Origin of the sequence: Paenibacillus sp. N3.4 (assembly GCF_008017805.1) — a bacterium.
GTDB lineage: Bacteria > Bacillota > Bacilli > Paenibacillales > NBRC-103111 > Paenibacillus_E.
The window spans coordinates 40226-53029 of record NZ_VRTT01000053.1; the positions used below are offsets into that span (position 1 = coordinate 40226).

The window sequence follows — 12804 nt, forward strand, 5'->3', positions numbered from 1 at the left end:
ATGGCTTCTTAGATTGAGGTGCTACAGATGTTAGAGAGAATACGCCTGCAAAAGGATAGTCCCATCCCCTTATATTATCAATTAAAAGAGTTTTTGAAAGGAGAGATAGAAAGCGGCTCATTAGCGCACGGAATGTTGATTCCCTCTGAGAGGGAACTGGTCGAGGTCTGTCAGATTAGCAGACCGACTGTTCGGCAAGCGATCAGTGAGCTCGTGTTTGAAGGCTTGTTGACGCGAGAGAAAGGTCGAGGTACGCTCGTAGCGCATCCCAAGCATGATCAATGGTTTCTTGAGAATATGATTAGTTTTTCGAAAGAAATGGAAATGAAGGGTCTTACACATTTCACGAAGGTCATAAGCTTACAGGTGGTGAAGGCCGAGGCTAAGCTTATTTCTATATTCGGTCCGAACTGTGAGGAAGTTATCTGCTTGGAGCGTCTTCGTTTTGTTGAGAACGAGCCGCTGGTCATCGTGAAGACGTTTATTCCGAAAGTGCTGGTTCCTGGCTTCATGGAGGAGAATCTCGCTGAAGCTTCGTTATATGATGTCATCGAGACGAAGTATGGTTATCAGATCAGCCATGTAATCCGTGTGCTTGAAGCGATTAATGCAGATGATGAAGACGCTGAATTGCTAGAGGTGGAGCCGATGTCCGCGATTCAACTTATCAAATCGACAGGTTATTTATCTGGAGGCGAACCGTTTGAGTATTCTATCGCGCGGTACCGTGGGGACTCTACATCGTTTACTTTGAATTTAAAATACAAAAAATAAATGCAGGTATACTTATCGGTCTGTGATTCTAGAGAGGTCTCGGACCTTAAAAAATCATCGTATGTAAACGCATACAAAATAGAGGGGAATAGTAACAATAATGTTACTATGATACAAAAATGTACGTACTTTACATATTAATTGAATTAAGGTAACTTGAAATTGTTCGATAGATTTACGCTACATCAGTTAGTCTGGGAAGGAAAAATGTTATTCGGGAGGAAGTTCATGCCTGACAACTATCGGGTCGAGATGACGAATATTTCCAAACGCTATCATGGCGTGCATGCGTTAAAAAACGTTTCTTTTCAAGTGAAATCTGGAGAAATTCACGCGTTGATCGGAGAAAACGGCGCTGGTAAATCGACGCTGATGAAAATTTTATCAGGTGCGGTCCAGAAGGATTCTGCCTTATCAAATTGGATGGTGAGGCGATTGAGATTCAGTCGCCCAGAAAAGGGAAAGAGCTTGGCATTGGCATCATTTATCAGGAGCTTGCACTCGTTCCGGATTTATCTGTGTCAGAGAATATGTTTCTTAACCGTTTAGGCGGATCAAAGGGATTGATTCACTGGAGCGATCTTCATCAAAAAGCCAAGGCGGTTCTTAACGAATTGGGATTTGATATCGATCCCCGCAAAACCGTACACGAATTAAGTATTGCCTATCAACAAATTGTAGAAATCGCCAAAGTGCTGTCTGAGAAAGTAAAGGTGCTCATTCTCGACGAACCGACGGCGGTGTTGACGCCACAAGAGACGGAGAGGCTGTTCGATACGCTCAAGAAATTAAAAGAGAGTGGTGTCAGTATCATCTACATCTCCCATCGACTGGAGGAAATCTTTCAGATTGCAGATACGATTACAACGCTTCGAGACGGCGAGGTGACGGGGACGCTCGATCCTGAAGTCGCTTCCATGAATGAAGTGATCGAGCTAATGATCGGTCGGAAGTTAACATCACTTTTTCCGAAACGCAGCTGCGAGATCGGCGAGGAAATACTGAGGGTAGAAGAGTTTCACAATCCTCCTAAATTCCGAAACATTTCGTTCTCTGTCCGTAAGGGAGAAGTGCTTGGCATTGCCGGACTGGTCGGCAGCGGGAGAACGGAGGTTGTAAGAGCCATCTTCGGGGCTGATTCGAAAAGTAGTGGGAAGCTAATTTTGGAAGGAAAGCTGATCAGCGTTCGCTCTCCCAGAGATGCTGTGAGGCATGGAATTGGTTTAGTTCCCGAAAACCGCAAAGAACAAGGGCTCGTCCTGTCGCTGCCCATCAAACAAAACGCAACGATGTCTAATCTCCAGAAAATAACGGGGAAATTCGGAATCATCCGAAGCAAACAGGAGAATGTTTTGGTCGATGAATTAATGAAAGCGCTCACGGTAAAAGCAAGCAGTCCGGAGATGCACGCTGAAAACTTAAGTGGAGGCAATCAGCAAAAGGTCGTTCTCGCGAAATGGTTTAATACAGACTGCAAAGTCATCTTGCTCGATGAACCTACCCGCGGCGTGGACGTAGGGGCAAAGACGGAAATTTATCAACTGGTAAACGAAATGGCAGCCAAAGGGCTGGGGGTCATTGTGATTTCCTCCGAGTTGATGGAGATTATCGGCCTTTGTGATCGGGCGATGGTTATGGGCAACGGCGAGATCAAAGGCGTTTTAGAGAAAGAGAATATGTCGGAGAAAAACATCATGGAAATAGCGATTGGAGGAACCAGCTATGCTTAGAATTGCAGACTCAAAGCTTGGGTCGGATACTGCCAAACGATTTTCGCTACCTTGGAAGTCGATTTTGGTCAAGTACAACACAGTCTTTATTTTTATAGTTTTATTGATCATATCTAGTTTTTTATCCCAAGCTTTCTTTACGGAAGCCAACATTTTTAATTTGCTGCGCCAGCTTTCCGGACTAGCGATCATCAGCATGGGGATGCTGCTTGTTATTCTGATAGGTGGTATTGATCTTTCTGTGGGTTCAGTTCTTGCGTTGGGTTGTGTGCTATCCGCCTACTTTCTGCAAAGTCTTCCGCTTCCCCTTGCAGTTGTATTGACAATTGTCTGCTGCACGTTGATAGGAGTAGGCTCTGGTTACTTCGTAGCTATGAGAGGCATCGCTTCGTTCGTGGTCACGCTCGCTTTCATGACCATTGCCAGAGGCCTTGCATTTATCGTTTCGAAAGGAACTCCGATCAAAGCCAATAGTACCGCACTGGTGGAATTCGGTTCCGGGAGCTTTCTAGGCGTACCTTTTCCTGTTTGGCTGATGTTGGTTATCTTCTTGCTTGTTGGATTTCTCTTGAAATTCACGACGTTCGGACGACTGATTAAAGCGATTGGCAGTAACGAGACGGCGGTTGGATTATCTGGGATTCTGGTAGGCAGATATAAATTTATCGTGTTCGCCATGTCGGCGGCCCTCTGTTCTCTCGCTGGCATTATCAGTACATCTAGAACTTTGGTTGGCTCTCCGGTCGTTGGGACGGGAATCGAACTGGACGCGATCGCAGCAGTAGTTATTGGGGGAGCGAGTCTCAGCGGTGGCAGGGGAACGGCATTGAATACGCTGATCGGTGTGCTGATTCTCGGCATGATCAGCAACATTATGAATTTGATGAACGTTGCTGCTTATCCGCAGCAGGTCATAAAAGGCATCATCATTTTAATCGCCGTTTTGCTTCAAGGTGGCATGAAGAAGAAAATTTAATGATTCGCATCGGGCCAAGGAGGGTAGTGAGAGGCCCATCGCAAAAGGTTCTAGGGACGATGCAAGTGTGTAAATTTTGAAATTGGGAGGGTTTGTCAGTGAGGCTAATTAAAAAAGGACTGGGATTTACAATGATTCTCATCCTAATGATGGGTTTGATGAGTGCATGCAGCAAATCTAACGAGGCACAAACTTCGAATACAGTCGTAAGTGCGAAAGATTTAAAGGATGTCAAAATTGGGCTTTCCATGCAAACATTAGGTGCTCCATACTTTGTCGCCCAGAAGAATGGGGTGGAGAAAGTGGCCAAAGGCTACGGCATGACGGTGCTATCTGTTGATGCGCAAGGGGACATGAACAAGCAATTGGCGGACGTTGAGGATTTATTGACGAAAAATATCGACATGCTTATTCTTAACCCGCAAGACCCTAAAGGCGCGGTCGCTGCGACTAAAGCTGCAACTAAAAAAGGTGTGCCGGTATTTATTATGGATAATTCCATCTCGTCGGAAGCCGATTTCGTTACGATGGTTCAATCGAATAACTTGAACAACGGAGAGCTTGTAGGTGCGTGGCTTGCTGGACAAATGGCGAAAAAAGAGATTAAGCTTGGCGTTTTAAGTGGAAATCAAGGGAACTTGCTTGGCGTAGATCGCCGGATCGGCGTTATTAAAGGACTGGTTGAGGAGCAGCTTCGTCAAGGCAACCAAACTCATTTCAAAGTGGTTACGCAGGGCTGGGGTGCTTGGAGTCAAGAAGGCGGGCTGAAAGCAGCGGAAGATATGCTGGTAGCGAGTCCCGATATGAACGTCCTTGTGGCCGAGAACGACAGTATGGCGCTGGGTGCCTTGCAAGCGATCCAACATGCGGGAAAAGAAGGGCAAATTCTGGTTCTTGCTGCAGCTGACGGCCAAAAGGAAGCGCTAGCTCTGATCAAAGAAGGAAAATACGGTGCAACAGGTCTGAACGATCCTGCACTTGTAGCGAAAACCCTCGTGGATACCGCTGTGAAGTACTATAACGGAGATAGAAATATTCCGAAGCTAATAAATACGGCGCCTGCCGTCATCTCGAAAAGCAATGTTGACAAATTCTATAAACTGGACGCTGATTTTTAATATGAGGTCCGATAAAAAAAGAAGCTGGAACCGGGCCCGAGGTTACTCGGATTACGGTTTCAGCCCCAAAAAGTAATATGACAATTTTATTATAATACATGACGGAAAGATCATCAATTCATATAAAAATAAACGGGCGCAAGGAGTGGAATACGCATGAAAATGCTTATTGGAGGAGAACGGAAAGACGCTGGGAACGGAAATGTCATTGAGGTCCTCAATTCGGCGACGCAAGAGCTAATCGATACGGTGCCAAGCGCAACGAAGGAAGATGTCCTAAAGGTTATCGATATTGCGCAGGAGGGTAAAAGAGCATGGGGTGAACTGCCGTTGTATGAACGCTCCCGAATATTATCCCGCTGTGCCGATGCCATCGAAGCGAATCTGGAGGAACTAGCTGTCATGCTGAGCACGGAGATGGGGAAAATCATTACCGAAGCTCGCAAGGAAATCGCGGTTGCAGCTCAAATTTTTCGCGGTTTTGTTGAGAAGGCTAATCATTTGTACGGTGAGACGATGCCTGATTTCCAGCCGGGCTCTGAAAAAGACATCATTTTTACGCGGAAAGAGCCGCTTGGCGTTATTGCTTGTATCGTTCCTTTCAACTATCCGGTGGAGCTTTGCGCACATAAAGTAGCGCCGGCATTGGCTGCAGGGAACGCAGTCATCATCAAGCCGCCGTCTGATAATCCGCTCGCGGTGATGCGGATGGCTGAACTTTTGATTGAAAATGGCGTACCTGGCAGCGCCGTTCAGGTTGTTACCGGAAGCGGAGCCGTCATCGGCGACCTTCTTTCCACCAGTGAAAAGATTGATGCAATTAGCTTAACCGGGAGCACCGAAGTTGGAATAAACGTTGCTCGCAATGCAGCGCAAACGCTCAAACGGGTGTTTCTAGAGCTGGGGGGCAACGATCCCTTTATCGTATTTGCCGACGCCGATATGGACTTGGCTGTTCGTGAAGCTGCGTCTGGTCGGATTCAAAACGCAGGTCAAACGTGCTGCGCACCGAAACGATTTATCATCCATCGTTCAATCCGGGAAGCGTTTGTAGAGAAACTAATAGACTTGCTATCTACAGTGAAAGCTGGCGACCCGCTTAACGATGCTACTGAAATGGGATCGCTAATCAGTCTTAGAGCGTCTGACGAAGTTCAGAAGCAGATCGAGCTGACCGTCGGACAGGGAGCGACATGCATTCATGGCGGCAAGCGAATAGACCGTACCTTTTTTGAACCGACTGTCCTAGTGAATGTCACTGCGAATATGGATGTGGCCAAAGATTTGGAAATTTTCGGACCCGTTTTCCCAATCATCGATTTCGAGACGACGGAAGAGGCGCTGAGTATCGCTAACGGGTCGATTTATGGACTGCAAGGCGGCGTGATGACAACGGATATGAAAAAAGCAATTCACACAGCCTCCAAGCTGCAATGCGGCTCGGTGATCATCAATGGTTCCGGTAATTACCGGACAGCGGATATGCCATTCGGAGGATACAAAAAAAGCGGTCTAGGCCGCGAAGGGATTACTTGTACGCTTGATGAGATGACACAGACGAAATCTTATGTAATGAAAGGCATTTTAGCCTAGTTAATTGCGAAAGTAAACTTTTCTTATCCAAGTTTGCGGCTCTCCCCTTTCCCGTCGCGTACTTGGCTCTAACCGATCTCGGTGCTGTCTATCAAGGCAAATAGAGGAGGAGTGTTTAAGAATGATAAGACCAGGGAATAAGTTGCTCAAACGAATGATCGCCATTTGCATCTCGTTGATGGTGTTTATGTCGACCGCAAGCTCTGTTGTATTCGCCGCACCCGATGATGTGACGATTTACAATTCGACTGTTGACTTTAAGCATTTCGCATTTCAATTGAACCCGGATAACTCGATGCAGTCGTATAATCAAAGTACGCAAGTCACCCAGGTTTTTAATACGAAAGTCATCGAGAATCAGTATCTCAAAGTAACGTTGCTGCCAGACTATGGCGGAAGGATTCTTTCGATTATTTACAAACCGACGGGGCATGATCTGTTGTATCAAAACCCTGTGGGTACGCCATACGGAATGGGGGCAGGGAATTTTTACTACAATTGGCTGATGGTCTACGGCGGTATTTTTCCAACCTTCAACGAACCTGAACATGGGAAGTACTGGCTGACTCCTTGGACTGCGACCGTCACTGTCAATACGCCGGATAAAGTCTCTGTCGAAATGAAAAGGACAGACGATGTCAACTTCGCCGGTCGTCCGTCGAAATTTAATAACGGCAAGTCTGATATTCAAGCGACAGCAACTGTAACTGTGTACAAGAACAAATCGTATGTTGATCTGAATATGAAACTTGTCAACACCAAGACGTCCGCGGTTACTTACGAGTACTGGACATGTACGACGCTGGCACCTGGCGGGAACCCGCAAAATATGAAAATGGTCGTTCCGATGGATGAAATTAAGGTGAAAAGCGACTGGTATCCTTGGATGGCTACTGTAGATCAAGCTGTTGATGCTCCGAATCGAATTTACAAATATAAGAATTTGGCGCTGTTCTCCAATTGGCAGAATGCGGGAATCGCTTATGCGAAGCCGGGTGGTCTCAAGGAGAATTGGTGGGGAGCCATCAATACCGGGAACAATGAAGGTGTTCTAAGGATTGCGGACAATCAAACGGCGACTACAGGATTGAAACTGTGGACATGGGGCTATTCTCAAAGTTATGCTGCGAATCCTAACAATTTCAGTTCAGTGGCTAGACCGTATGTCGAGATGTGGGGAGGCACTTCTGAGGAATTTTTCGTAGATGCTACTTTGCAACCCAACCAAACGAAGCAGTGGAGCGAGTACTATATTCCGACGGTCGGCTTGTCAGACGTGACCTCGTCGAACCAGAATGCTGCTGCATTGTTGACCGTTTCCACGGCAGGAGGAAATGCTACTTTTAATGCGAATGCGTCCACGACTTCTCCGGGCCAAACTTACAGTGCGACGCTTAGTTTAACGGGTGCGAATAATTATTCGCTTCTTCAACAAAATTTTGTTGCGAGCGCAACCAGTTCAACTTTGCTAAGCGCATCCAAGTCATTAAGCAGCATCGCTTCTGGGACGTATTCGTTTGAATATGTGCTCAAAGATACATCAGGCAATGAACTGTTCAAAACAAAAATTCCTTTTGTCAAATAACATAAGGCTCCAGTTTTAAGCGGTTGGAAAGGGGAGTCATCAGTGAGGATGAGAAGTTTGCTATAAATCATCACTTGTGACGAAAGTAAAGGGAATGCACTGCGTTAGGCGGGTTATCCGTCTACCGGTGCATTTTCGCTTTTCTGTTTTTAGAAGGCTGTTTATGACTTAGGAGGGAATAAAGCGATGCCGATACCCTTAAGGGATGAAATCCGGGAAAAGATGCGCAATAACGAATTCAATTGTGAGAAAGAGTTGACCCTTTCTATTATTAGTGGGAAGTGGAGGTAGTGATCTTATGGCATTTGGGCTTTGAGGGTTCTTATCGTTTCGGAGAATTGCAGCGATTGTTCAACAATTTGAGCAATCGGATTCTGACGAAGCAGCTGCGAGAGTTGGAGCAGGATGGCATTATTATACGTCATATCTATCCCGAGGTGCCTCCGAAGGTAGAGTATGATTTAACGCCAATGGGGGAAACATTGCTTCCAATTGTTGACGCGATGTATCATTGGGGAAAAGCTCATATGAGTTATTACGCGGACCGACTGATGGAAGAACCTTGGCAGCCGGAAGCCGTCCATAGTATCTGATAACCGGTGTTAATCTGTCGGGTTGAATAGTTGTGCAAGGGGGAGTCGGCATTGAGCAAAACACTTATACTAGCACACGATATCGGAACAACAGGCAACAAAGCCTCGCTATACAATGAGTTTGGCGAAGTTTTGGGAAGCGCTTTCTATGGATATGAAACCAGTTATCCACAAGTGGGGTGGGCGGAACAAAATCCGCAGGATTGGTGGCGGGCTGTCTGTATCACTTCCAAGGAGCTGCTTGCAAAAACGAAAGTTTCTCCGAAAGAGATCGCCTGCGTCACCTTTAGCGGACAGATGATGGGCTGCGTCTTTTTGGATCAAAAAGGTAGGGTATTAAGAGAGGCGATCATTTGGGCGGATATGCGCGCCGAACAAGAGGCGGAGGATTTACTGAATAAGCTGAGCATGGAAAAGGTGTACCGGACAACAGGACATCGAATCAGTTCTTCTTACTCTGGAGCGAAGATCATGTGGGTGAAACGCCATGAGCCCGAGGTTTATAGACAGACTTATAAAATTCTAAATGCTAAAGATTATCTTGTGTATCAATTAACTGGACAATTAGCCACGGATTACTCGGATGCGTCAGGAACGAATGTATTTGATTTGGTGAATAAAAGGTGGTCGGCAGAGATCATTGACGCATGGGGGATGGATGCCGACAAGCTTCCGTCTGTATATCCATCTACGCAAGTGATAGGGGAGGTGGCAGCCCATGCGGTAGAAGAAACGGGTTTAGCCTTTGGGACACCTGTTGTCATAGGAGGCGGCGACGGATGTTGTGCGGGGGTAGGCGTCGGTGTTGTAACGGAAGGGGATGCCTTCAATTACATCGGTTCCTCTGCTTGGATTGCCGTTGCAACGGAAAAACCCGTTTTTGATCCGGAAATGAAAACGTATACGTGGGCGCACCTGGATCCTGATAAATACTCTCCGAACGGAACGATGCAGTCGGCCGGGGCCTCCTACCAATGGGTTAGGGATCAGTTGTACAGCTCGGAGTATGCAAAGGCGAAAGAAACGGGTCAATCTATTTACGAGCTGATGAACGAGCATGCTGCCAAGTCCATGCCAGGCGCGAATAAATTGTTGTATTTGCCGTATTTGATGGGCGAAAGATCGCCACGATGGAATCCGAGCGCTAGAGCGACTTTTCTCGGATTGCACATGACACACACCCGCCAAGATATGACGAGAGCCGTGATGGAGGGAGTGGCCTTTAATTTGAAAATTATTTTAGATACGTTTCTGAAAGCAGATATTGAAATAGATCGCATGTGGGTTCTAGGCGGTGGCGCAAAGGGCAAGCTGTGGAGACAAATTTTGGCTGATATTTATGAGGTTGACATTTCAGTTCCCTGCGTATTAGAGGAAGCGACTTCTATGGGGGCTGCGGTTGCTGGCGGAATTGGTATAGGCTTGTTAAGAGATTTTTCTATTGCTAAACAATGGGTGAAGCATTCTGAATTGATCGTGCCCAGCCGAGATAATCGCAGGATATATCGTGAAATGTACGGTGCGTTTGAGGAAGCGTATCACCAGCTTCTCCCGATCTATAGTCGATTATTTAAGCTGTGAATATAAAAAATTAGAAATGGAAAGAGGAACGAGACATGAGCCAACTCATAAAACCATTTATTACAACTTATGACTTTTCAAGTGGAGCTATAATGCCAGAGGGGAAGCGAATTGTACGAAGATTGTCGGACATGTGGGAAATGTATCAGGATGCGGATATAGCGAAAGAAAGGTTAACGGAGAATCCGCTTATTTATGAAGTGTATAATGTAGAGCTTCCGGAAAATGAGGAGCATGTTCAGCATTGTACGACAATTCTATATCCCGGCAAGGTGGGGAAGGAATATTTTATGACCAAAGGCCATTATCATGAAATTATAAATCGTGCTGAAATCTATTTTTGTCTGAAAGGCAGTGGTCTACTCGTCATGCAAACCAAAGAAGGGGAATTTAGTACACTTGAGATGATACCGGGATCGATCGCCTATGTACCGCCCTATTGGGCGCACCGTACTGTGAATACCGGAGATGAGCCATTTGTTTTCTTTGCGGCTTATCCGGGGGACGCCGGCCACAATTACGGGGAAATCGAGACGGAAGGCTTTGCTAAGGTCGTTTTGGAACATACAGGAGCGTATCTGCTTGCTGATAATCTGAAATATACAAAGTGATATTGATGTGGGAATGAGGGGATACCATTGCCTAAAGTTGTGATTACTCCGCGATCTTACGGACTCTATTCGCCTCTTATTTGGGAACGCTGGGAAGCTGCCGGCTTTCATGTCACCGTTGAAGCCGGACCTCTATCAGAGAGTAAGTTGAGCGAATTGTTGGCGGAAGCTGACGCTCTGTTGGTAGGCACGGACACTGTATCGAAACAGGTACTTGTGAGCGCTCCGAATCTAAAGGTGATTTCTAAATACGGAGTTGGCGTAGATAACATAGAGACCGATTATACCCAGAACAACGGGATTCAGGTTTATAATACGCCTGGGGTGAACACAGAAGCTGTTGCCGATTATACATGGGGCTTAATTCTCTCTTTGGCTAGAAGAATTCCGCAAAGTCATACTGACCTCGTACAGGGGAAATGGAAAAAAAGGGTAGGGTTTGAGGTGTATGGGAAAACCATCGGTATTCTTGGTTTAGGAGCAATTGGGAAAGCGGTGGCTAAAAGGGCCACAGGATTTAATATGCAGGTGCTGGCCTATGATGCATTCCCCGATCGTTCGTTTGCAGAAGCGCATGGCATCCAATTGGCAGAGTTAAAGTTTGTTCTAAGTGGTAGTGACATCATTACCATTCATACAGCACTTACTCCCGAAACCTACCATTTCATCGGAGAAAAGGAGCTGAGTTGGATGAAGCGAGAGGCAATGCTGATCAACACGGCGAGAGGAGGCATCCTGGATGAAAGAGCGCTGTACGACGCTTTAATTCATCATCGGATTTCGGGCGCAGCACTCGATGTGTTCCAGACAGAGCCGCTCGCCAGCTCGCCACTCTGCGAATTGGATCAAGTAATTTTAACCCCGCATAATGCTTCAGCAAGCGTGGAAGCGATTAAGAGGATGACGGAGCGTTCTACCGATCACATTCTACAATTTTTCGAAAGAGAGAAGGAGGTGTGTTCATCATGATATTGCCTGAGAAAGCCAAACAACCAACGATGTACTTTATAGGTGTTACTACCAGCCAATCTGCTATTATGCATGTTTTTCCATTATGGGCTCAAGCCTTAGGCTTACAAGACGTTGTTATAAAGGGTATTGATATTGAGCTTCAGGCGGAGCCTGAGATCTATCGTAAGGTCGTTCAATTCATCAAAGAAGATGAACTCTCTCTGGGAGCACTTGTCACGACTCACAAACTTGCTCTCTTTGCCGCAGCCCACGATTTATTTGATTATCTGGATGTCTATGCGCTGGCTTTTCAGGAGTTATCATCCATCTCCAAAAAAGAAGGAAAGCTTGAAGGCTATGCTAAGGATCCCATATCCAGCGGTCTTGCCATGGAGACATTCATACCGGAACATTTTTGGAAGGAGAATCAAGGTGAAGTTTGCATACTGGGGGCGGGCGGCAGCGCATTATCGATCGCTTCTTATTTGATTCAGGAGTGCCATGGCTACGATCGACCTTCTAAAATTTATGCAAGTGATCGTGTTTTGAACAGATTGGACCATATGTCACGCATCATGTCTACGATTAACCATGCCTCGACGGCGTTTGAGTATAAAATGATAGAAAATGAACACGATAACGATCGCCTTGTATCTAGTTTGAAACCGTATTCGTTGATCATTAACGCAACAGGATTGGGGAAGGACAGACCGGGTTCTCCATTAACGGACGCAGCCTGCTTTCCTCCAAACAGCTTGGTCTGGGAATTGAATTATCGAGGAGAACTGCTCTTTCAAAAGCAGGCTGAGAGACAAAGAGTAGCTCAGCAATTGCAGCTCCACGATGGATGGGTCTACTTTATTCATGGATGGACGCAGGTTATAGCTGAAGTGTTCCATATTTCGATCAGCGTCAAGCAAATTGAGGAGTTAAGCGAGATTGCTTTCTAACTGCGAACCGAGATTATAAGACATGGTAGGAGCAAAATGCCCCTGCCATGTCTTTATTTTGTACATTATCCAGCGTGTAATAATACATATAAAGCCTTAAGTCGGTGGGACGTCGCGAATACGGGAATGTTACGAGAATGTATTAAGCTGATATGAACGAGGCGGTCAATACCTCTTCTAATAATTAAATGTTTTTTTATTTTTGTCAGAAAAAAATCCATTTTTAACCATTAATGGAGACAATGGTTGTTACCTTGAAATCTTGGCACGAAGGCAAAGACGTTGACGGTGGTTAACAGTCTGATATGCGCGGGTTGGGTACCGCATTTCAATCCATCCGTC

General features: G+C 46.0%; 10 protein-coding genes and 2 pseudogenes. All 12 read left to right on the forward strand.

The window, feature by feature from the left end:
• Positions 1-27: 27 nt before the first annotated feature.
• The 12 genes and pseudogenes from FU659_RS23465 (at position 28) to FU659_RS23515 (ending at position 12462) form a co-directional block, all read left to right on the forward strand.
• On the forward strand, positions 28-774 hold the full coding sequence (locus FU659_RS23465) for a GntR family transcriptional regulator (RefSeq protein WP_147949774.1): 747 nt from the start codon (positions 28-30) through the stop codon (positions 772-774).
• Positions 775-1026: 252 nt separating this feature from the next.
• Positions 1027-1128: pseudogene (locus FU659_RS37510) on the forward strand (zinc ABC transporter ATP-binding protein); the annotation flags it as partial.
• 65 nt (positions 1129-1193) lie between these two features.
• A complete protein-coding gene (locus tag FU659_RS23470) occupies positions 1194-2504 on the forward strand; it encodes a sugar ABC transporter ATP-binding protein (protein WP_261807996.1) in 1311 nt (436 codons plus the stop codon).
• Positions 2497-3480: an ABC transporter permease gene (locus FU659_RS23475; protein ID WP_147949775.1), complete on the forward strand. Its 984-nt coding sequence runs from the start codon at positions 2497-2499 to the stop codon at positions 3478-3480. Before FU659_RS23470 ends, FU659_RS23475 begins: the two co-directional genes overlap by 8 nt.
• A gap of 98 nt (positions 3481-3578) precedes the next feature.
• Complete coding sequence (locus tag FU659_RS23480) at positions 3579-4598, forward strand: substrate-binding domain-containing protein (protein WP_147949776.1); 1020 nt, start codon at positions 3579-3581, stop codon at positions 4596-4598.
• Positions 4599-4754: 156 nt separating this feature from the next.
• The gene (locus tag FU659_RS23485) at positions 4755-6191 is read left to right on the forward strand and encodes an aldehyde dehydrogenase family protein (protein ID WP_147949777.1); all 1437 of its coding nucleotides are present in this window, start codon (positions 4755-4757) and stop codon (positions 6189-6191) included.
• Between the two features lie 121 nt (positions 6192-6312).
• Entirely contained in the window at positions 6313-7776 is a 1464-nt protein-coding gene (locus FU659_RS23490) for a DUF5107 domain-containing protein (RefSeq protein WP_147949778.1), read from the forward strand.
• A 186-nt stretch (positions 7777-7962) separates the two neighbouring features.
• Positions 7963-8369, forward strand: a pseudogene (locus FU659_RS23495) (winged helix-turn-helix transcriptional regulator).
• Positions 8370-8420: 51 nt separating this feature from the next.
• On the forward strand, positions 8421-9950 hold the full coding sequence (gene xylB / locus FU659_RS23500; protein ID WP_147949779.1) for a xylulokinase: 1530 nt from the start codon (positions 8421-8423) through the stop codon (positions 9948-9950).
• A gap of 35 nt (positions 9951-9985) precedes the next feature.
• Positions 9986-10561, forward strand: coding sequence for a glucose-6-phosphate isomerase family protein (locus tag FU659_RS23505; RefSeq protein ID WP_147949780.1), 576 nt, complete (start codon positions 9986-9988; stop codon positions 10559-10561).
• Between the two features lie 27 nt (positions 10562-10588).
• Positions 10589-11530: a phosphoglycerate dehydrogenase gene (locus tag FU659_RS23510; RefSeq protein WP_187274349.1), complete on the forward strand. Its 942-nt coding sequence runs from the start codon at positions 10589-10591 to the stop codon at positions 11528-11530.
• Entirely contained in the window at positions 11527-12462 is a 936-nt protein-coding gene (locus tag FU659_RS23515) for a shikimate dehydrogenase family protein (protein ID WP_147949782.1), read from the forward strand. The genes FU659_RS23510 and FU659_RS23515 overlap by 4 nt, the downstream gene beginning before the upstream one ends.
• Positions 12463-12804 lie beyond the last annotated feature (342 nt).